Annotated in this window: 11 protein-coding genes, 2 tRNA genes and 3 rRNA genes; 14 read left to right on the top strand and 2 right to left on the bottom strand. The window is 41.8% G+C overall.

The genetic code is table 11. From position 1 onward, the window contains the following. The first annotated feature begins 313 nt into the window (after positions 1-313). The 4 genes from AL038_RS12710 to AL038_RS12695 all read left to right on the top strand — a co-directional run bounded on the left by AL038_RS12710 (position 314) and on the right by AL038_RS12695 (position 4,235). Positions 314-1,309, top strand: a complete 996-nt coding sequence (locus tag AL038_RS12710) for a sulfate ABC transporter substrate-binding protein (RefSeq protein WP_062153363.1) — start codon at positions 314-316, stop codon at positions 1,307-1,309. 84 nt (positions 1,310-1,393) lie between these two features. After that, positions 1,394-2,290 carry a sulfate ABC transporter permease subunit CysT gene (cysT, locus tag AL038_RS12705; RefSeq protein WP_062153361.1) on the top strand — a complete coding sequence of 299 codons (897 nt, stop codon included), beginning with the start codon at positions 1,394-1,396 and terminating at the stop codon, positions 2,288-2,290. A gap of 12 nt (positions 2,291-2,302) precedes the next feature. Continuing rightward, complete coding sequence (gene cysW, locus AL038_RS12700; RefSeq protein WP_062153359.1) at positions 2,303-3,154, top strand: sulfate ABC transporter permease subunit CysW; 852 nt, start codon at positions 2,303-2,305, stop codon at positions 3,152-3,154. Between the two features lie 28 nt (positions 3,155-3,182). Continuing rightward, a complete protein-coding gene (locus tag AL038_RS12695; RefSeq protein ID WP_062153358.1) occupies positions 3,183-4,235 on the top strand; it encodes a sulfate/molybdate ABC transporter ATP-binding protein in 1,053 nt (350 codons plus the stop codon). Between the two features lie 218 nt (positions 4,236-4,453). Here AL038_RS12695 and AL038_RS12690 read toward each other — a convergent pair whose 3' ends face one another. Beyond that, complete coding sequence (locus AL038_RS12690) at positions 4,454-5,968, bottom strand: hypothetical protein (RefSeq protein ID WP_062153356.1); 1,515 nt, start codon at positions 5,966-5,968, stop codon at positions 4,454-4,456. Between the two features lie 108 nt (positions 5,969-6,076). Between AL038_RS12690 and AL038_RS12685 the strand changes: the two genes are divergently transcribed. Both AL038_RS12685 and AL038_RS12680 read left to right on the top strand, forming a co-directional pair. Beyond that, the gene (locus AL038_RS12685; protein WP_062153354.1) at positions 6,077-8,989 is read left to right on the top strand and encodes an insulinase family protein; all 2,913 of its coding nucleotides are present in this window, start codon (positions 6,077-6,079) and stop codon (positions 8,987-8,989) included. Positions 8,990-9,129: 140 nt separating this feature from the next. Then, entirely contained in the window at positions 9,130-9,909 is a 780-nt protein-coding gene (locus AL038_RS12680) for a thymidylate synthase (protein WP_062153352.1), read from the top strand. Between the two features lie 90 nt (positions 9,910-9,999). On the opposite strand, the gene AL038_RS12675 is transcribed toward AL038_RS12680, so the two are convergent. Next, positions 10,000-10,224: a hypothetical protein gene (locus AL038_RS12675; protein ID WP_062153349.1), complete on the bottom strand. Its 225-nt coding sequence runs from the start codon at positions 10,222-10,224 to the stop codon at positions 10,000-10,002. A 320-nt stretch (positions 10,225-10,544) separates the two neighbouring features. Between AL038_RS12675 and AL038_RS12670 the strand changes: the two genes are divergently transcribed. The 8 genes from AL038_RS12670 to rrf all read left to right on the top strand — a co-directional run bounded on the left by AL038_RS12670 (position 10,545) and on the right by rrf (position 22,000). Next, a complete protein-coding gene (locus tag AL038_RS12670; protein WP_062153347.1) occupies positions 10,545-12,692 on the top strand; it encodes an ATP-binding protein in 2,148 nt (715 codons plus the stop codon). 51 nt (positions 12,693-12,743) lie between these two features. Beyond that, a complete protein-coding gene (locus tag AL038_RS12665; protein ID WP_062153346.1) occupies positions 12,744-15,179 on the top strand; it encodes a response regulator in 2,436 nt (811 codons plus the stop codon). Between the two features lie 25 nt (positions 15,180-15,204). After that, positions 15,205-16,464: a hypothetical protein gene (locus AL038_RS12660; protein WP_066246138.1), complete on the top strand. Its 1,260-nt coding sequence runs from the start codon at positions 15,205-15,207 to the stop codon at positions 16,462-16,464. Positions 16,465-17,057: 593 nt separating this feature from the next. Continuing rightward, positions 17,058-18,586: ribosomal RNA gene (locus tag AL038_RS12655) — 16S ribosomal RNA — on the top strand. A gap of 56 nt (positions 18,587-18,642) precedes the next feature. After that, positions 18,643-18,719: transfer RNA gene (locus tag AL038_RS12650), tRNA-Ile, on the top strand. Between the two features lie 5 nt (positions 18,720-18,724). Continuing rightward, positions 18,725-18,800: transfer RNA gene (locus AL038_RS12645), tRNA-Ala, on the top strand. 118 nt (positions 18,801-18,918) lie between these two features. Then, positions 18,919-21,806, top strand: a 23S ribosomal RNA gene (locus tag AL038_RS12640). Between the two features lie 78 nt (positions 21,807-21,884). Further along, a 5S ribosomal RNA gene (gene rrf, locus AL038_RS12635) occupies positions 21,885-22,000 on the top strand. Together the 16S, 23S and 5S rRNA genes with 2 tRNA genes alongside form the textbook arrangement of a ribosomal RNA operon. Positions 22,001-22,193 lie beyond the last annotated feature (193 nt).

The following is a 22,193-nucleotide window of genomic DNA, read 5'->3' as shown; positions in this document are numbered from 1 at the left end:
AGCGTAGAAAGCGATTAAATTCAGTCTCAATAGGTGTGCTACGGTGTAAAAATATAGGTCTAACCAATTTCTTTTTAACGGTTACAGGGGGTCTATTTTACGGGATTATCTTAATTGAGTTATCTTCTTCTTTATTTAAAAAACAGGGTACGTGTAAATGTAGTCGCTTAATTATGAATAGATTCGTGTGAAGGTTCTTAGCAATAACGAATCGTTATCAATGAATACCAATCCATTCTTTTTCATTATTACTTTTTCTCGTTACAGTAAGCGTCAATTCGGTTTTTCTACATAACTTATAGGGAATTTACTGATGTTATTGAAACAGATTGCTTCTTCTTTATTACTTAGCGTTGGGCTGGTGTTTTCTAGCCTAGCGGCAGAGATTACCTTATTAAATGTATCTTATGACCCAACCCGTGAGTTATATCAAGCCTTTAATCCACAATTTGCCAAGTATTGGGAGGCGAAAACGGGCGATAAGGTGACAATTAACCAATCTCATGGCGGGTCAGGTAAACAAGCACGCGGGGTTATTGATGGGTTAGAGGCGGATGTAGTTACGCTCGCACTGGCTTATGATATTGATGTAATTGCAGAAAAAGGTTTATTAGCCACTGATTGGCAGAAAAAACTTGCTAATAATAGCAGTCCTTATACGTCCACAATTGTTTTTTTAGTCCGTAAAGGTAATCCCAAAGGGATTAAAGATTGGGATGATTTAATTAAAGAAGGTGTTGCGGTTATTACGCCTAATCCAAAAACATCAGGCGGCGCACGTTGGAATTATCTTGCTGCATGGGGTTATGCACTGAAAAAATTTGGAAATGATGAAACAAAGGCGAAAGAATTCGTTGCTAAATTATTTAGCCATGTTCCCGTATTAGACACGGGCGCACGTGGGGCAACCAATACTTTTGCACAACGCGGCATTGGTGATGTGTTGTTAGCGTGGGAAAACGAAGCTTACTTAGTCCTGAAAGAATCCAAAGACTTTGAAATTATTACACCTTCCATCAGTATTTTAGCAGAACCACCCGTTGCAGTGGTTGATAAAGTAACGAAACGACGGGGAACGGAAAAAGTCGCCCAAGCCTATTTAGAATTTTTATACAGCGAGCAAGGACAACAAATTGCGGCACAAAATTTTTATCGTCCAAGTCTTGCAAGCGTTGCCGCGCAATATAAGGATAAATTTGCAGCCGTTGAATTGTTTACCATTGACGGCGTATTTGGTGGCTGGCAAAAAGCCCAAACGGCCCATTTTAAAGACGGTGGTATTTTTGACCAAATTTATCAAGTGAAATAGCGTTTACATCATCAAATCGAGCCTGTCAGGTTTTTAAAACCTGACGGGTTTCATAATGTTTATCCATACTGTAGAGGTTTTTTTGTGTCCACTGTCAACCCTTTAGCCCTTGCTCCGCGTGATGCTGACAGGGTTGCCGCACCGTCGGCACGTTCTTGGTTTTATAAAAAACATAGTGTATTGCCGGGGTTTTCCCTAACCTTGGGATATACCGTGTTTTATCTTAGCTTAATTGTGTTGTTTCCCTTATCACTGGTTTTTTTTAAAACCCTTAGCTTGAGTTGGGCAGAATTTTGGGCGGTGATAACGTCTGAACGTGTAATGGCTTCTTACCGCTTGTCCTTCGGTTCGGCACTATTTGCCGCATTGGTGAATACGCTTTTTGGGTTTATTGTTGCTTGGATATTAGTACGTTATGATTTTTTAGGCAGACGGGTGATTGATGCACTGGTCGACTTGCCTTTTGCCATGCCAACGGCAGTAGCAGGCATTGCATTAACCGCGATTTACGCGCCGAATGGAATACTCGGGCAATATCTTGAACCATTAGGGATTAAAATTGCGTTTACGCCCAATGGAGTTATTATGGCAATGATTTTTATTGGTTTACCGTTTGTTGTGCGGACAGTACAACCCATTCTAGCCGATTTGGAAAAGGACGTGGAAGAAGCGGCCGCGAGCTTGGGGGCAAATCGTTGGCAGACCTTTTGGATGGTCATTTTACCTAGCATAACCCCTGCATTATTAACAGGATTTGCACTATCTTTCGCTCGGGCATTGGGTGAATACGGTTCAGTTATTTTTATCGCGGGGAATATGCCGATGGTGTCAGAAATCACGCCCTTACTGATTATTATTAAATTAGAACAATATGATTATGCGGGGGCAACTGCCATCGCGTTGGTTATGTTGTTAATTTCATTTGTCTTGCTGTTTGTTATCAACATGTTGCAAGGCTGGACTCAACAACATAATAGTTAGGATGCATTCATAATGGCTTATTCTGCAACAAAACAGACGGTAAGCGAACCGCGTTGGGTTCGTTATACTTTAATAACGGTCGGATTAGTTTTTCTCGCTATTTTTATTCTACTCCCTTTATTTGTGGTATTTCATGAGGCCTTGGCTAAAGGATGGTACACCTATATCAGTGCATTAAGTGAAGCTGATGCACAAGCCGCAATTTATTTAACGTTAATCACGACCGCTATTGCAGTGCCTTTAAATTTGGTTTTTGGTGTCATGGCATCATGGGCAATTGCTAAATTTGAGTTTACAGGAAAAAACTTTCTTACTACGTTGATAGATTTGCCTTTTTCTATCTCGCCTGTTATTTCTGGCTTGATTTATGTCTTACTTTTTGGGCTACAAGGTTTATTTGGTGAGTGGTTAATTGACCATAACATCAAAATTATTTTTGCAATTCCGGGTATTGTGCTGGCAACTGTTTTCGTTACTTTTCCATTTGTTGCACGGGAGTTAATCCCACTGATGCAGGCACAGGGCGATGAGGAGGAAGAAGCGGCCGTATCACTGGGTGCTAATGGTTGGCAGACTTTTTGGTATATCACGTTACCAAATATTAAATGGGGTTTGCTCTATGGGGTTTTGCTCTGTAATGCGCGCGCAATGGGCGAATTTGGCGCGGTGTCTGTGGTATCAGGACACATTCGCGGTTTAACGAACACGATGCCACTCCATATTGAGATTTTATATAACGAATATAACGCACCTGCTGCGTTTGCCGTTGCGTCATTGTTGGCATTATTAGCCATTGTCACTTTAGTGTTTAAAACCTTATTGGAATGGCAAGTACAGAAAGAATTTGCCCAAGCCCAAGCCTAGCTGCCTTCAACTGAAAAGCGAATGAATTATGAGCATTACCATTCAAAATATCGAAAAAACCTTTCATCAATACCATGCCTTAAAAAATATCAATTTAGAAGTGCCAACGGGTGAATTAGTTGCCTTATTAGGGCCTTCTGGTTGTGGTAAAACTACATTATTGCGAATTATCGCAGGCTTAGAAACACCTGACACAGGCAGTATTTATTTTCATGGTGAAGATACAACCAGCCAACCCGTACAAGAACGGCAAGTCGGTTTTGTGTTTCAACACTATGCTTTATTTCGCCATTTAACCGTATTTGAAAATATTGCCTTTGGTTTGCGTGTGCGTCCGCGTCATTCTCGCCCGTCTAAAGTAGAAATTCGTAAGCGTGTAGAGAGCTTGTTAAAGCTAGTTCAGTTACAAGGTCTTGCTGACCGTTATCCTCGCCAATTGTCGGGTGGACAACGCCAACGGGTTGCACTGGCACGAGCGTTAGCTGTTGAACCTAAAGTATTATTGCTTGATGAGCCTTTTGGCGCATTGGATGCCAACGTGAGGAAGGAATTACGCCGTTGGTTACGTCAATTACATGATGAAATCCATTTAACCAGTGTTTTTGTGACGCATGACCAAGAAGAGGCGATGGAAGTATCTGATAGCATTGTAGTAATGAATCAGGGGAAGATAGAACAAATCGGTACGCCTGATGAAATTTATAACCATCCTGCCAATCCATTTGTTTATCAATTTTTGGGTAACGTTAATTTATTTCATGGTCGTTTGCAAAATGGAACCGTTCATGTGGGCGATGCGAGTATCCCATTAGATGAACATCATGATATAGAACAAGCGGCTGCTATTGCTTATGTGCGACCGCATGAATTGGAGATTACCCGCTCTCCCAGTAATAGCGCGCTAACAGCGATTATTACGGCTATTAGTAAGGTTGGTTCATCTATTCATTTAGAACTGCGCCAACCCAGCGATGAAAACCTGTTACAAGCGGAGTTGAGCAAGGGCGAATTTGAACAACTCTGTTTACAAAAAGGGGAAACCGTTTTTGTGCGTCCCAAACAAGTCCGCGTATTTTTGTAAAGATAAGTTACTTTCCTAATGGGAGAGCGTCTGAATCGGAATTTTCAGGATTGACAGAATTATCAACGCTATCATTTTTATACCTGCTAGCATTGAAAATTCTAGTTTAGACAAGGATGATATTTATCCTTAGTCTGTTTAGCACGCCTTTTAAAGACTGTCTGAATACGGATAACACCGCTTCAAGTGATGTTATCCGTATTGCTTTTACAACCCTATTAATGCTTTGAAACCAATAAGTAATGAATTCTTGGACTGTGATAGGTGTGTAAACTACAGCTAATAATGTCTGGAAAACTACTTTCTGCCTTACCTATCGTTTCTACTGTGTAATCTCGTTGTAATTGCTTGAGATTTTTCGCGGTGAAATCGTCTAAAAAATCTTCTACCCTTAGCAGAATAATAGGTTTAGTTGCCATAACTTGTGCAATGGTTTGTAGGCTGTTGCTGTCGATGAGAAGCAAAGATAATTTATCGAGTGTTGCATACTGAGTTAATAAGTATTGTTCTAATGGTGCAATGGCTTGTTTTCTAGCACCCGACATTTCAATAAATAACAAGCGATAAGTGATTGTTGCGGGAATAAAGAGGAGTAAAACCAGCAAGCTGATTGTGCCTGTCAGTATCAGTATTTTATTTTGCGTGTAATCTTGTAATAGGTTGATAACAAAGTCTGTGCCTATTGCGCTGAGTAATAGCACAAATGGGACAAGGTGGCTGAAACTACGTTCAAAAAAAACAAGTTGCAAAGAAAAGAGGGTAAAAAATAGTAAAACAGGGGTGATTAATACGGTTAATAAATAGCTATTTTTCGTGGTAAATAGTTTGTAAATACCCATAACGGCCGTTAGCCAAATCGCCAGACCAAATGTTGTATAAAAATAAGTTAGAATTACAAAAGCTGTTGATTTTCCTTCAATCACGCCATACGGCGGAATGGGCGTTGCGTATTGATTTTGTAAGTATTGCACACCATTCAAATAGGCTTCTATGTGAAAAAACGCATAGGGCATACCGATAAAAATCCCCATTAGACAAGCAAAAACGATGATTATTAAGTGACTAAGGGAAAAAGATTTTAGCGTTTTTTCGTGTCGTAATATTTGCAAAATAGGCAAGACAAGCATGAGTAGCATAATAAATTTACAGGCTGTCAGTATGCCTATGATGAAACCGCTTGCTAATGTATAACGAATGTTTTTCTCTTGTAATGAAAAAGATAGAACCAATAATGATAGAAACGTCATAAAACTTTCGGCGCGTGCATAATGGCTATCTTGAATTAGCAATGGCGCAACGAGATAAAGCAGTAATACAATGAACGTTACCCGAAAACTTCCCAATTGTTTCCACGCAATCCACGCAAGCACAACGCCCGCCCATAATCCCAATAATGCTGAAAATAAACGATGTATTTCAATGTTAGACAGTGTAAATGAGAAAGTCGTTGCTAGAAATTTAATGGCTGTGAAAAAGAGATAGCTGGCGTAGTGATACGCAGAAAAATTGTATTGATCGTATTGAAAGGCAGGACTCAGCGGGGCGTGTTTCCAGTTTGTATCAAATTCATTATTTTCAATCATATTATTAACAATCCCTAACACAATTTCTTCATCAGGATGATTTGTGTAAGGTGTATTGCTATACAGTATCCTCACTGTAAAAATGCTGATTAAAACGAATATAATGATAAGTATTTTTCCATTTTTACTGATAAAAGACGTATATTGCATTATTTTTTCTTTCCGATTGATGCGCTTAAGTTGGGATATGTGCATTGTAACTTATTTATTCACCTGTGTTTTATTGTTAAAAGCAAAGTTTTTTACTAGGAAATTGGCATGACTCATCCTGCGTTTACGTTAGTTCGCCGTACTCCGATTGTAAGTTTACATCTCACGTTTGAAGAATATCGCCACAATAAAACGGGAGCGCGACATATCCATTTAGCGGCCGAAGATAGCAATAATGTGTTTATGGTCACGTTTTTAACCGTCCCTGAAGATTCAACAGGTGTGGCACATATTTTAGAGCATACAACGTTGTGTGGTAGTGAACGTTATCCAGTGCGTGACCCGTTTTTTATGATGACACGCCGTTCTTTAAACACTTTTATGAATGCGTTCACAGGCAGCGATTGGACAGCCTATCCTTTTGCAAGCCAAAGTAATAAAGACTTTGATAATCTTCTACAAGTTTATTTAGACGCGGTGTTTTTTCCCTTATTAGAACCGTTAGATTTTGCGCAAGAAGGGCATCGGTTAGAGTTTGAAAAAGTGGATGATGTCAACTCACCGTTAGTTTATAAAGGGGTGGTTTATAACGAAATGAAAGGGGCAATGAGTTCCCCTGTACAACGCTTAGTGATTGCTTTAAATAAATATTTATACCCAACCACTACTTATCATTATAATTCAGGTGGTGAACCGTCAGATATTCCTAATTTAACCCATGCGCAGTTAAAAGCCTTTCATGCGAGTCATTATCATCCAAGCAACGCCGCCTTTTTTACGTATGGGGATTTGTCCGCAGAACGTCATCAAGGCTTTTTTGAAACCTGTGCGTTGTCGCGTTTTGAATCGTTAGATACCCATTTATCAGTTGCAAATGAACAGCGATTTACTGCGCCACAAGCCATAACACTGAATTATCCTATTGGCGAACAAGAAGAAACTGAGGATAAAACCCATATTTTATTAGCGTGGTTGCTGAACAATAGTACGGATGTGCGGGAAAATCTAAATGCGGATTTATTAGCGGGCGTGTTATTGGATAACAGTGCTTCACCCTTGCGCCATGCCTTAGAAACAACGGATTTGGGTTTATCACCATCGGCATTATGCGGTTTTGATGAAAATGCAAAAGAAAGTTGCTTTGTTTGTGGCTTAGAAGGTTCTAATCCTGAAGAAGCGGAAGCGGTAGAAGCCTTGATTTTTGACGTTTTAAATGAAGTTGCCGAACACGGTGTCGATGCTTCTCTCGTTGAATCCGTACTGCATCAAATTGAGTTAGCACAGCGGGAAGTGTCGGGCGATGGGATGCCTTATGGCTTGCAATTACTTTTACAATGCGTCTCACCATTGTTACATGGGGGTGATCCGATTGCCTTTTTGGAAATTGATGAAGCATTGAATGCCTTACGTGAGGATTGTAAAAATCCCGAGTTTATTCCGCAATTAACGCGCCGTTTGCTTTTAGATAACCCCCACCGTATCCGTTTGGTAATGCAGCCCGATTCAACCTTGGCAACACAAGAATTATCAGCGGAAATTGCTCGTTTAGCGACGATAAAAGCACAACTAACAGAAACAGCTAAACAACAACTCATTGAACAAGCAAAGATATTAAAAACTAAACAGGAAAATAGTTCCGATCCTGATATTTTGCCAAAAGTAACGCTAGCAGATGTCCCTGCCGATTTATTTATTCCTGAAGGTACACAACGCGCCATCGCTAACATCCCAACAACATGGTACACGCGCAGCACCAACGGCATGGTGTATATGAGTGTCGCCATTGATTTACCTGCTTTATCATCAGAATTATTGGAATATGTCCCCTTGTTTTGTGATTGTTTGAGCGAGGTTGGCTGTGGTGAACGGGGTTATCGTGAAAATGTGGCGTGGCAAGCCTTAATTTGTGGCGGGTTAGGAACACGCTTAAAAATATGCAGTAGTGTGGACGACCCGCAAATAGTGCGGAGTACGTTTGTCCTATCAACTAAATCATTGATACGTAATCAACAAGCGACAGCACAATTATTATGCGATACCTTAAGTAAAGTACGATTTGATGAGTTGGGTAGATTACGTGAGTTGATTGAACAAATTCGCTCTGACCAAGATAACGGCATTACCGAACGTGGGCATGAGTATGTGTCGGCAGTGGCTAATAGTGGCATCAGCCCAACGGCAGCAATTGCTAATCGTTGGTATGGGTTAGAAGGCTTGTTAGCAATACGGGCGTTAGACGACAGTTTGACCGATTCGACCGCACTAAAAGCATTAGGTCAGAAATTGACACAAATTCGTGATGCATTCTTAACGGCTCCTCGTCAATTATTGGTTGTGTGTGAACCTGAACAACAAGTGCATTTGGCAGAAATATTAGAAACTTGTTGGCAAACGGTTCCAGCGGTAAAGCTGAATAATCCCCTATTTCAGCCCGCACCTGTAAAACGGTTAATACGTCAAGCATGGGCAATTTCAACAACCGTGAATTTTTGCGCGAAAGCGTATCCTGTTACTGCGGCAAATCATCGGGATACACCCGCATTAATCGTATTAGGTGACTTTTTACGTAATGGCTATATTCACCGTGCTATTCGGGAACAAGGTGGCGCGTATGGCGGAACAGCGGTTTATGATGGAGAAAAAGGGGTGTTTCGTTTCTTGTCTTATCGTGATCCGCGTTTAAGCGAAAGCCTACACGATTTTGACCGTGCATTAGATTGGTTACAACAATCGAAACATGATGCGCGCGTGTTGGAAGAAGCAATTTTAGGTGTGATTGGACGTATAGACCGCCCCGGTTCGCCCGCAGGAGAAGCCGTTAATGCCTTTATGGCAGGACTACATGGGCGCATACCTGAGCAACGTCGAGCGTTACGCCAGCGTATTTTGGAAGTAACAATTGATGATTTACAACGGGTTGCCATGACATATTTACAAGCAGAACGGGCAAGTGTTGCTGTGTTGGGAGAGTCTAAAATATTAGATACGTTGGAAGGAACTTGGGAACGACGCACGGTTTAATGCGTGATTAGCCCTATTTGGGGTGTGTTAAATAAGTAAGAATAAAAAGTATGCCACCCTTCAAAAAAAGGGAATTATTTTTATCCTACATTTTTTAATAACTACGCAATTTTTTAATTTATTTATGGTTTTTTTATTTCATGCACACTTATTTAGCCTTACTTCAAGATATTCTCGATCATGGTGTAACGAAAACGGATAGAACAGGAACGGGAACACGCTCGGTATTTGGGCGACAGTTACGCTTTGATTTAACGCAGGGATTCCCCCTAGTCACGACAAAAAAACTACACTTGCGTAGTATTGTCTATGAATTATTATGGTTTTTGCGGGGTGATACCAACGTCCGTTATCTACAGGAAAATGAAGTACATATTTGGGATGCGTGGGCAAAACCTGATGGTGACTTAGGGCTTATTTATGGTAAACAGTGGGTTAATTTTGGTGGCATTAACCAAATTGAGCAGTTAGTTGCAGGGATTCGGCAGAACCCCGATTCAAGGCGGCATATTGTGAGTGCATGGAATCCGCCAGAGTTAGCCTTAATGGCGTTGCCTCCTTGTCATTTGTTATTTCAGTGTTATGTTGCTGAAGGGAAATTATCTTTATTGTTGTACATGCGTAGCAGTGATACGTTTATTGGATTACCGTTTAATATTGCATCGTATGCGCTGTTAGCGGAAATGATTGCGCAACAGTGTGATTTGGTCGCGGCGGAATTGGTGGTTACATTGGGGGATGCGCATATTTATTTAAACCATCTTGCGCAAGTACAAATGCAGTTAGAACGCAAGCCATACGCATTGCCAACGCTACAAATAGCGCAAAAACCCGCCAGCATTTTCGAGTATGCGTTTGAAGATTTTGAAATCTTAAATTATCAAGCTCACCCACATATTAAAGCCCCTGTTGCGGTGTGATACGGGCTTCCTTCCTTAATAAATGACGGGCTAAATAGTGTCCGTCATTTGTGCAGTTTCCATTAATATTTTAGCGTTATGGCTGAATTATTATCGTTTTCTTAATAACACGGGTTTATCCGATGTTTTCTTTAATTCATCTATCGGTAAAGGTCTTAAAAATAGATAGATGCTAAAGGCAAGAAAAGCAAGATTGAGGATTAACAGCGTGTAATCGTGCATATTGATATACAAGCCAAATGTACCGATAACAATCATGATTGCACTTGCAAACATTTTAAAAAAACTAACCAGCACTGATACAAACGGCTTCATGCAGTTATACTCCATTAGAATAACTAATTGTTATTGTTTGGCTATTTATTAAGACGGCTTTTGTTCTTAGCTTTTGTCGCAAGAAAAATAGTTGATGAGGCAAAATGGCGATTAGCACATCATTCTAAGAGTATCTAGGGCTGTCAGCAAATAACCTGAGCTTAGAAAGTGCGCAGGGATAATATTACGCCAGTGTTGTATTGACAATTTTTAGGTTGTGTTAGTGCGTCAGCGTGAGAATTATTTTTTATACGACAATAGGTTAATTGTGATTCTTATTACATTAACACTATCAACTTTTATTCATGGATAGTATCAAGATGTTAATGGATTATTCTTATCAGCAGAATTATTGGTATGCTAATATCAAACGGTTGATTCATTTCTATATTTTAGCCTTATTTATTATGTTGGGCTTGCTGATTTTAAAGCAGTTGTTAATACAAGTTTTTTTGGTTGCGCAGGTCAATAATGCCGCGATTATTAATATTGCAGGCAAACAGCGGATGTATAGCCAACATATTGCAAAATCAGTTTTATTGTTGCAAAACAATGTGGATTTACCGCGTTGGCAACGTGCGCTCGTTGCATTACGTCGTGATTTGTTGGAGTGGCGCAGGGCGCATTATGCTTTAAAAACAGGTCATGCTGTATCAGGTAATTATCAAAAAAATAGCGTTGAAATAAATAAATTATTTAGTGAGATAGATGGTACTTATATTATTTTAGAGGCAATGGTTATAAAAATATTGGCATACATTGATAGTAAACCTGTTGATGCGCCTATTTCTGTAGATTTTAAGTTGTGGGTTGATGTGATACTGGATTATGAACCTCTTTTTTTAGCCAAAATGGATGAAATCGTAGCACAATATGAAACAGAAGCGATTGAACAAGTTTACTTTTTTCGTAATATTAGTTTTGCGATAGAGTTAGTCGTTATTTTTATTATTATGTTGATGAGTGTCTTGTTGTTTCGTCCATTTAGTAGGCAATTATTGCGTAATATTGATTCTTTTAGGTTGGCTGAAGATTTATTGCGACAGAGTCAAGCGCAGTTACGTGAGTCGCAAAAGGCAGCAAAGATTGGGAGTTGGGAGTTTGATTTAAACACAAAAAAAATTGTATGGTCGGAACAGGTGTTTGCATTATTTGAGCGTGATATTGCATTGGGTGAGCCTGATTATGAAAGCAACATGCGTTATTACTTGCCTGAAAGTTTTCAGCAGTTAGAAAAGGCGTTGGCTCATGTTATCCAAACAGGTGAGCCTATTCAGTTGACTTTAAATGTAAAACTACCCAGTGGCAAGATGGTTTATCATGATTCTTTTGTAAAACCCTTTAAGGATGAAAAAACGGGGCAGGTATTTAAGTTATTTGGAACTGTACAGGATGTTACTGTGCGCAAGTTAGAGGCGTTGGCCTTGTGTCAGGCGAAAGAGCAAGCAGATATAGCGTATCGGGCAAAAAATGCGTTTTTGGCAAATATGAGTCATGAGTTACGAACACCATTAAATGCAATTCTTGGTTTTTCTCAATTGTTATTAAGTAATAATGAATTATCGCCTGAGCAAAGTAACAATTTGAAAATTATCCTGCATAGTGGTGAACATTTGTTGCAGTTAATTAATGATATTTTGGACATAGCTAAAATTGAGTCAGGCAAAACGCAGTTAGAGGAAAAGGCGTTTGATTTATATTTGTTAGTTCATGAGCTAGAAGATATATTTCGTTTGCAAGCAGAGGCTCAAGGGTTACAACTAGGCGTTGTATTGCAGCAAGTACCACATTATGTGTGTTTGGATGAGCAGAAGTTGCGACGAGTTTTGGTAAATTTGTTAAGTAATGCGATTAAATTTACACAACGGGGCGGTGTGGTTTTAGAAATTAATGGTACAGTGGAGTCCATGTTACAGTTTCGTGTGATTGATTCGGGAATTGGTATTGCTAACACGGAATTGTATAATTTATTTGATGCTTTTATGCAGACTGGAAGGGGAGAAAAATCACAGCAGGGAATGGGGTTAGGATTAGCCATTACTCGGCAGTTTGTGCAACTATTGGGTGGGCAGTTGGTTGTAGAAAGTACGGCGGGTAAAGGGTCTGTTTTTAGTTTTACCTTACCCATAAAGCAAATACCACAAAATCAGTTATCAAGTGTAACATTGACAACAGATATTCCTTCGTCAGTCTTTCCATCCGTAGCGGGTTTAGAAACAGAGGTTGCGGAGTCAATGGCGCAGTCGGCTATTCCAGTAACAGACTTAGCGCAGTGTCCTATTGATTGGTTACAGGCGATGCAGCGTGCAGTGGTTGCTGCTGACTTAAGCGAAGTCTTGGCGTTAATTGCGGATATTGAGTTATCGCAACCTGTGTTAGCTGTAGAACTCAGGTTGTATGCACAAACATTTGATTATGATTCTATCGAATGTTTGTTGCAGAAAATTTCTCCTAAACCTACAACATAATAGTAGCCAACTCATAAATATATATAATTATTTTAATGACTTTTATTAACTATGCACCCATCCCCTCAAAGTAATATTCTTGTCGTTGATGATACCTTAGCCAATTTGCACGTGTTGACGCAGATGCTGAGTGCGCGAGGGTATAAGGTGCGTCCTGTCTCGGATGGACGGAAAGCACTGATTGCCATTCAAGCGGCTTTACCAGATTTGATTTTGTTAGATATTAATATGCCGGGTATTAATGGTTATGAGGTTTGTAGAAAGTTAAAAGCAAATCCAGAAACACAGAATATTCCTGTTATTTTTATCAGCGCGTTAGGAGAGATTCAGGATAAAATAGAGGCTTTTCAAGTAGGTGGTGTGGATTATGTGACTAAGCCTTTTCAAGTTGAAGAGGTTTTGATGCGGGTACAAAATCATTTATCGTTACAGTCGTTACAAAAACAGTTGTTGGATAAAATTAGTGAGTTAGAAATAGCAAATAGTGGGTTAAAGCAGGCTAAAGAAATTGCCGAGCAAAATGCAAAAGCAAAAGCTGATTTTTTAGCGACCATGAGTCATGAAATCAGAACTCCAATGAATGGCGTGATTGGCATGACTAGTTTGTTGCTCGATACGTTGTTGACTAAGGAGCAGTTTGCTTTTGTAAATACGATTCGCGTTAGTGGTGAAACGTTATTGGCCATCATTAATGATATTTTGGATTTTTCAAAAATTGAATCGGGTAATATGGTGTTGGAGTCGCATCCTCTTTCTCTTTATAGTTGTTTGGAGGATACGTTTGAGTTGTTTGCGGAGCAAGTTACCAGTAAGCAAATTGAATTAATTTCTTGTATCGATATTTCTGTGCCTGTTTGGGTTGCAAGTGATGTTACACGGATTCGCCAGATTCTAACGAATTTGATAGGAAATGCGGTAAAGTTTACGGCAAAGGGTAGTATTGTTGTTATGGTCAGTGCCAGTATACAGGTTGATCAAGATATACAGTTGCAATTTGCAGTGAGTGATACAGGAATTGGTATTCCAGCGGATAAAATTGATAGGTTATTTAAATCTTTTTCTCAAGTGGATTCATCCACAACCCGTCATTATGGGGGAACGGGTTTAGGACTTGCGATTACAAAACGGTTGTGTGAGTTATTAGATGGGCAAATTTGGGTAGAAAGTACAGATAAAGAAGGTTCAACATTTCATTTTACTATTCAGGTAAAGTCAACAAATACAACACTGCCTGCTATTTGTCCGAATAATGCATTAAAAAATAAGCATATATTAATTATAAATGATAGTTTTATTTATTCACAAATACTGAGTTTACAGTTATATCAATGGGGTTGTACTACGGAGACAAGTCCTTGTGGGCAGTCGGCACTTGCTAACATTAAGACAGGCAAGCGGTATGACTTGATTATATTAGATGTTTTTGCCCCTCTGGTGGAAGATACTCATGCGTTGCAGTCTATTCATGCCATTTGTGATAAGCAGAAAATACCGCTAGTTATGATAACTGCATTGAATCATACCGAAGTAGATTCAAGCATCCATGCTTTATTTGTCGCTTGGTTAGTAAAACCGCTTAAACCGCTTACTTTATTGAATACACTTAATTATATTTTTGCAGGTGTTACACCACCTATAGAAGTAGCAGGTAAAAATCGCATTGTAGGAGATAAACATTTAGCAAAACGCTATCCTTTACGTATTCTACTTGCAGAAGATAATCCTATTAATCAGCAGCTAGCGTTGTTAATGTTAAGTAATATGGGTTATCAAGCAGATGTTGCAGGGAATGGTTTAGAAGTGTTGAATACATTGCAACGCAATCCTTATGACCTTATTTTAATGGATGTGCAGATGCCAGAAATGGATGGTTTTATGGCGACTCAGATGATTCGCCAAACCCGTCGTTATGCCATTAATCCCCCGCGTATCGTTGCAATGACTGCTAATGCACTACAAGGAGATAGGGAAAAGTGTTTAGCCGTAGGGATGGATGACTATTTAAGTAAGCCTGTTAAATTGGAAGATTTGTATGTTGTTTTGGAAAAGTGGGGGGGGAAAATGCTTCAAACACGTCCTGCAATAGAACCTGCAACTCCTGTTGCATCAACACTAACACAAGAATTGTCCGCTGTTGTTAAGTTGCCTGATGTAAAAATAGTAGATATGGCAACATTGCGCATGGTTAAAACGTCTTTAGGTAAGGGATGGGAACAATTGCGAGGCATTTTTTTACAGCAGACAGAAGACCTAAGTAAAGAGATGTTAACCGAGTACTCACAGAATAATAACGAAGCAATCAGCCAAATAGCGCATAAACTCCGTGGGTCAGCCAGTACTGTGGGCGCAAAATCATTAGCACATCTTTGTGAATTAATTGAGTTTAATGAAAAGCGTGGTAATCCTGAAAACTTAGCTGAATTGCTGAATCAGTTGCAACAGTGTGCAAAACAAACGGTTGAACAAATAGCACAATTTCAAGAATAAATTTTAACAAGAATGAGGATGGAGAATGATGTTGACAACTCAAAGTAATACGACAACTTGTCCTTTTTGTGCTTTATTATGTGATGACTTGCAGATTCAAGTGCAAGATAACCATATAAATACAATTACAAATGGTTGTTATAAGGCAGCGTCTGGTTTCACGCAAACTGTGGATATTCAACCACGCGTAAAAGGGCAAATTGTTAGCCAAATAGAGGCAATAGAAATCGCTGTAGATTTACTGAGTAAAGCACGTTTACCTTTATATGCTGGTTTAGGAACAGATGTCGCGGGCATTCGAGCAGTATTACAACTAGCAAAACAAACAGGTGGCGTAGTTGACCATAAAGATGGTAATAAACAATCCGCCCGTACTCTTGCTATTCAAAATAGCGGCTATCTCACAACAACCCTAACAGAAGTGCGCAACCGTGCAGACTTTATGCTCTGGATTGGTGATGATATTCCTGCTATTTTTCCACGTTTATGGCAACGTTGTGTCGAACGCGAAGCCACGCTATTTGCAAACCCCGCTAAACAACCAACTATTGTTCATTTTGGTAGCCAATCCCCTACAGAAGCAAATCAATCGTTCAATCTCAATCTGGTACAACTACCTGAAGTGATAAATGGATTACGTGCATTGTTAGCAGGACAAGTTTTGCAAACAACACAGATTGCAGGAATTCCATTAGAAGAATATCAAAGCCTAATAGCCAAAATGAAGGCTGCACAATATGGTGTTATTGTATGGCAAACAGCAAGCTTAAGCATGGAACAAACGGACTTAACCATTCATGCACTCTATCAATTAGCAAAAGACTTAAATCAAACAACACGTTTTTCTGCTCTGCCATTGGGCGGTAATGAGGGTGGCGTATCTGCACTTCAGGTAACAACATGGCAAACAGGCTTCCCTTTACGAATAGGGTTTAAACAAGACCGTGTTCACTATGACTCATGGCAATTCGATACACAAAGACTACTTAAACAACAAGAAGTTGATACACTCTTATGGCTATCTAGTTTTGATACACCGCAACTACCCAAAGATGCAAAGGGATTGCCTACCATTCTTTTAGCCAACACCTATCCAGAAAATTTAACGTATGAACCCGATGTCTTTATTCCCATAGGAACACCCGGAATACACCATACAGGACAACTTTTTCGTGTGGATGGTGTTGTTGCCTTACCTTTACAACACCTGATAAATCAAAGCACAACAACCGCCGAATCGATATTAGTGACGCTTACTGAAAAAATTCTAATGAAGTGTAGTTGACAATGAGATAATGAGGAGTAGAATGCACGGCTTGATGAAGAGAAGAGCATGAGCGGAAAGAGCGAAACTTGAAGGACTTCAGAAAAGGATAAGAAATAGAGGTTGACAACGAAGGGAAAGCGAGTATGATACGCACCTTCGTTAAGTTCTGAAAAGAACCGAACCTAGCAGTAGAAATAAAAGATTGACAAAGAGAAAAGAGAGTATATAATGTGCGCTCTTTACTGGTTAAGCGAAAAGAAACTAAATAGTAGCTTGACAGACTGAATTAAGATGTAGTAGAATGTTTGACTCACTTCTGACGAAAGTTTGAAGTTGAATAAAAAAAGTTAAACGAAAGCTTGACAGAACGAAGAAGACGGTTTAGAATGTTGTCTTTCTTGAAACGTGTAAAGATTAGTAGCAAATTAGTTGCTAAGATTGTAGCGAATCAATATGACAGAATTATTAAGACTCGATAGTTTTAATGATAAAGCTCTTTAACAGTAGAATCAAGTAATTTGTGTGGGTACTTGCATAATTCTCGTTGAGAAATGAAGAATTGAAGCAAGACTCTGTCAAAAGAGAAAGCTTGCGTTTTAGAACATGAGTTTAAACTGAAGAGTTTGATCATGGCTCAGATTGAACGCTGGCGGCATGCTTAACACATGCAAGTCGAACGGTAACAGGTCAAGCTGACGAGTGGCGGACGGGTGAGTAAAGCATGGGAATCTGCCTGATAGTGGGGGACAACCTAGGGAAACTTAGGCTAATACCGCATAAGCCCTACGGGGGAAAGCAGGGGACCTTCGGGCCTTGCGCTAACAGATGAGCCCATGTCGGATTAGCTAGTTGGTGGGGTAAAGGCCTACCAAGGCGACGATCCGTAGCTGGTCTGAGAGGACGACCAGCCACACTGGGACTGAGACACGGCCCAGACTCCTGCGGGAGGCAGCAGTGGGGAATATTGGACAATGGGGGCAACCCTGATCCAGCAATGCCGCGTGTGTGAAGAAGGCCTGCGGGTTGTAAAGCACTTTAGGTTGGGAAGAAAAAGCGTATGTTAATACCATGCGCAATTGACGTTACCAACGGAATAAGCACCGGCTAACTCTGTGCCAGCAGCCGCGGTAATACAGAGGGTGCAAGCGTTAATCGGAATTACTGGGCGTAAAGCGTGCGTAGGTGGTTAATTAAGTCAGATGTGAAATCCCTGAGCTTAACTTAGGAACTGCATATGATACTGGTTGACTAGAGTGTAGTAGAGGGTAGTGGAATTCCACGTGTAGCGGTGAAATGCGTAGATATGTGGAGGAACATCAGTGGCGAAGGCGACTACCTGGATTAACACTGACACTGAGGCACGAAAGCGTGGGGAGCAAACAGGATTAGATACCCTGGTAGTCCACGCCCTAAACGATGAGAACTAGATGTTGGGAGAGACTGTCTCTTAGTATCGCAGCTAACGCACTAAGTTCTCCGCCTGGGGAGTACGATCGCAAGATTAAAACTCAAATGAATTGACGGGGGCCCGCACAAGCGGTGGAGCATGTGGTTTAATTCGATGCAACGCGAAGAACCTTACCTGGTCTTGACATCCTAAGAATCCTGTAGAAATATGGGAGTGCCTTCGGGAACTTAGAGACAGGTGCTGCATGGCTGTCGTCAGCTCGTGTCGTGAGATGTTGGGTTAAGTCCCGCAACGAGCGCAACCCCTATCCTTAGTTGCCAGCGTAAAGTCGGGAACTCTAAGGAGACTGCCGATGACAAATCGGAGGAAGGTGGGGATGACGTCAAGTCATCATGGCCCTTATGACCAGGGCTACACACGTGCTACAATGGTAGGTACAAAGGGCTGCCAAATCGCGAGATGGAGCCAATCCCAGAAAACCTATCGTAGTCCGGATTGAAGTCTGCAACTCGACTCCATGAAGTCGGAATCGCTAGTAATCGTAGATCAGCACTGCTACGGTGAATACGTTCCCGGGCCTTGTACACACCGCCCGTCACACCATGGGAGTGGGCTGTACCAGAAGTAGGTAGTCTAACCGTAAGGAGGACGCTTACCACGGTATGGTTCATGACTGGGGTGAAGTCGTAACAAGGTAGCCGTAGGGGAACCTGCGGCTGGATCACCTCCTTTAAAGATGAAGACGAGAAGGCAAGTATCCACACAAATTACTTGATTTGAAAGACACTGGGTCTGTAGCTCAGGTGGTTAGAGCGCACCCCTGATAAGGGTGAGGTCGGTGGTTCGAGTCCACCCAGACCCACCAATGAAGGGGCTATAGCTCAGCTGGGAGAGCGCCTGCTTTGCACGCAGGAGGTCAGCGGTTCGATCCCGCTTAGCTCCACCAGTACTTAATGCTAAATGGAAAGATTTAGCATTAAGTATTACAGTTCTTTAACAAAACGGAAATGATGTAAAGTGTATATTGCAAGTCAGCAATAATCCTAGAATGTTTGGGGTTATATGGTCAAGTAATTAAGTGCACACGGTGAATGCCTTGGCGATAACAGGCGATGAAGGACGTGGTAGCCTGCGAAAAGCTACGGAGAGTCGGCAAACAGACATTGACCCGTAGATGTCCGAATGGGGGAACCCACTGCTTAGGCAGTATCTTTACCTGAATACATAGGGTAAAGAAGCGAACGTAGGGAACTGAAACATCTAAGTACCTACAGGAAAAGAAATCAACCGAGATTCCGTCAGTAGTGGCGAGCGAAAGCGGAACAGCCCTTAAGTTTGCAAATAACTAGCAGAATGATACTGGAAAGTTCAGCGACACAGGGTGATAGCCCCGTATGCGAAAGCGATTTGTGAATGAAGACGAGTAGGACGGGACACGAGAAATCCTGTCTGAATATGGGGGGACCATCCTCCAAGGCTAAATACTCGTTATCGACCGATAGTGAACTAGTACCGTGAGGGAAAGGTGAAAAGAACCCCTGATAGGGGAGTGAAATAGAATCTGAAACCGTGTGCATACAAGCAGTGGGAGCATGATTTAGTCATGTGACTGCGTACCTTTTGTATAATGGGTCAGCGAGTTATTTTCAGTGGCAAGCTTAACCGCATAGGGAAGGCATAGGGAAACCGAGTCTTAATAGGGCGCTAAGTCGCTGGGAATAGACCCGAAACTGAGTGATCTAGCCATGACCAGGGTGAAGGTGGGGTAATTCCTACTGGAGGCCCGAACTCACGTCTGTTGAAAAAGACGGAGATGAGTTGTGGCTAGGAGTGAAAGGCTAATCAAACTCAGAGATAGCTGGTTCTCCTCGAAAGCTATTTAGGTAGCGCCTCATGTATCACTCTTGGGGGTAGAGCACTGTTACGGCTAGGGGGTCGTCTAGACTTACCAACCCGTTGCAAACTTCGAATACCGAGAAGTGCAAGCATGGGAGACACACGGCGGGTGCTAACGTCCGTCGTGAAGAGGGAAACAACCCAGACCGCCAGCTAAGGTCCCAAAATATAGCTCAGTGGAAAACGATGTGGGAAGGCAAAAACAGCCAGGATGTTGGCTTAGAAGCAGCCATCATTTAAAGAAAGCGTAATAGCTCACTGGTCGAGTCGTCCTGCGCGGAAGATGTAACGGGGCTCAAGCTATATACCGAAGCTGCGGATTTGTCGCAAGACAAGTGGTAGAGGAGCGTTCTGTAAGCCTGCGAAGGCATCTTGAGAAGGATGCTGGAGGTATCAGAAGTGCGAATGCTGACATGAGTAACGATAATGGGAGTGAAAAACTCCCACGCCGAAAGTCTAAGGTTTCCTCGCGCAACGTTAATCGGCGCAGGGTGAGTCGGCCCCTAAGGCGAGGCAGAAATGCGTAGTCGATGGGAAACAGGTTAATATTCCTGTACTTCGCTTTATTGCGATGGGGGGACGAAGAAGGCTAAACCAGCAAGTGATTGGTAGTACTTGTTTAAGGTCGTAGGTAGAACGAATAGGCAAATCCGTTTGTTTAATACCGAGAACTGATGACGAGTCTTCTATGAAGACGAAGTGGTTGATGCCAAGCTTCCAAGAAAATCCTCTAAGCTTCAGATAAAGTGAACCCGTACCGCAAACCGACACAGGTAGACGAGATGAGAATTCTAAGGCGCTTGAGAGAACTCGGGTGAAGGAACTAGGCAAAATAGCACCGTAACTTCGGGAGAAGGTGTACCTTTATTATGTGAAGTGCCTGCGCATGGAGCAGAAAAAGGTCGCAGTGGTCAGGTGGTTGCGACTGTTTATTAAAAACACAGCACTCTGCAAACACGAAAGTGGACGTATAGGGTGTGACGCCTGCCCGGTGCCGGAAGGTTAATTGATGGGGTTAGCGAAAGCGAAGCTCTTGATCGAAGCCCCGGTAAACGGCGGCCGTAACTATAACGGTCCTAAGGTAGCGAAATTCCTTGTCGGGTAAGTTCCGACCTGCACGAATGGCGTAACGACAGCCACACTGTCTCCACCCGAGACTCAGTGAAATTGAAATTGCTGTTAAGATGCAGTATACCCGCGGCTAGACGGAAAGACCCCGTGAACCTTTACTATAGCTTTGCACTGAATTTTGAACCTGTTTGTGTAGGATAGGTGGGAGGCATTGAAGCTAGAACGCCAGTTTTAGTGGAGCCAACCTTGAAATACCACCCTGATATGTTCGGGATTCTAACCTAAGTCCATAATCTGGATTGGGGACAATGTATGGTGGGTAGTTTGACTGGGGCGGTCTCCTCCGAAAGAGTAACGGAGGAGCACGAAGGTACCCTCAGCGCGGTCGGAAATCGCGCATAGAGTGCAATGGCATAAGGGTGCTTAACTGTGAGACAAACACGTCGAACAGGTACGAAAGTAGGTCATAGTGATCCGGTGGTTCTGTATGGAAGGGCCATCGCTCAACGGATAAAAGGTACTCCGGGGATAACAGGCTGATTCCGCCCAAGAGTTCACATCGACGGCGGAGTTTGGCACCTCGATGTCGGCTCATCACATCCTGGGGCTGTAGTCGGTCCCAAGGGTATGGCTGTTCGCCATTTAAAGTGGTACGCGAGCTGGGTTTAGAACGTCGTGAGACAGTTCGGTCCCTATCTACCGTGGGCGTTGGAAATTTGAGAATGAGTTGCTCCTAGTACGAGAGGACCGGAGTGAACGTACCGCTGGTGTTCCAGTTGTCATGCCAATGGCACTGCTGGGTAGCTATGTACGGACGGGATAACCGCTGAAGGCATCTAAGCGGGAAGCCTCCTTCAAGATAAGATTTCCCGAGAGTTTAACTCTCCTCAAGGTCCGTTGAAGACTACGACGTTGATAGGCTGGGTGTGGAAGTGCAGTAATGTACGTAGCTAACCAGTACTAATTGACCGTGAGGCTTGACCATATAACACCCAAGTATTTTGGGTAGGTAATATACACTACATCCATTTCCGAATTCTGGGGCATAGCCCTAACCGTTTTTCTTGGCGACCATAGCAAGTAGGTACCACCCGACCCCATCCCGAACTCGGAAGTGAAACTATTGTGCGCCGATGATAGTGTGGAGTTTCTCCATGTGAAAGTAGGTCATCGCCAAGAGCCTTACACCCTAACCCTCTCGCATTATTGCTTGAGGGTTTTTTATTGCCTGAAATTTGTCCTTTCTTCTTCCTCGTGAAACCCTGCTATAGCCTCTCGGTGGCTATTTCGTTTCTAAATCCCTCTTCCTTATCATTCCTTTCAACTTCTTAAGTGTTTTTTTCTTTTCCTATTTGATTATTAAACACTGTTC

Origin of the sequence: Beggiatoa leptomitoformis (genome assembly GCF_001305575.3) — a bacterium.
GTDB lineage: Bacteria > Pseudomonadota > Gammaproteobacteria > Beggiatoales > Beggiatoaceae > Beggiatoa > Beggiatoa leptomitoformis.
Note: the sequence above shows the minus strand (reverse complement) of the source record. Positions and strands in the feature narration are given on the sequence as shown.

Coding starts and splice junctions, on each gene's coding strand:
- AL038_RS12710 (WP_062153363.1), top strand. CDS start 314: ATGTTATTGAAACAGATTGCTTCTTCTTTATTACTTAGCGTTGGGCTG.
- cysW (WP_062153359.1), top strand. CDS start 2,303: ATGGCTTATTCTGCAACAAAACAGACGGTAAGCGAACCGCGTTGGGTT.
- AL038_RS12695 (WP_062153358.1), top strand. CDS start 3,183: ATGAGCATTACCATTCAAAATATCGAAAAAACCTTTCATCAATACCAT.
- AL038_RS12690 (WP_062153356.1), bottom strand. CDS start 5,968: ATGCAATATACGTCTTTTATCAGTAAAAATGGAAAAATACTTATCATT.
- AL038_RS12685 (WP_062153354.1), top strand. CDS start 6,077: ATGACTCATCCTGCGTTTACGTTAGTTCGCCGTACTCCGATTGTAAGT.
- AL038_RS12680 (WP_062153352.1), top strand. CDS start 9,130: ATGCACACTTATTTAGCCTTACTTCAAGATATTCTCGATCATGGTGTA.
- AL038_RS12675 (WP_062153349.1), bottom strand. CDS start 10,224: ATGAAGCCGTTTGTATCAGTGCTGGTTAGTTTTTTTAAAATGTTTGCA.
- AL038_RS12670 (WP_062153347.1), top strand. CDS start 10,545: ATGTTAATGGATTATTCTTATCAGCAGAATTATTGGTATGCTAATATC.
- AL038_RS12665 (WP_062153346.1), top strand. CDS start 12,744: ATGCACCCATCCCCTCAAAGTAATATTCTTGTCGTTGATGATACCTTA.
- AL038_RS12660 (WP_066246138.1), top strand. CDS start 15,205: ATGATGTTGACAACTCAAAGTAATACGACAACTTGTCCTTTTTGTGCT.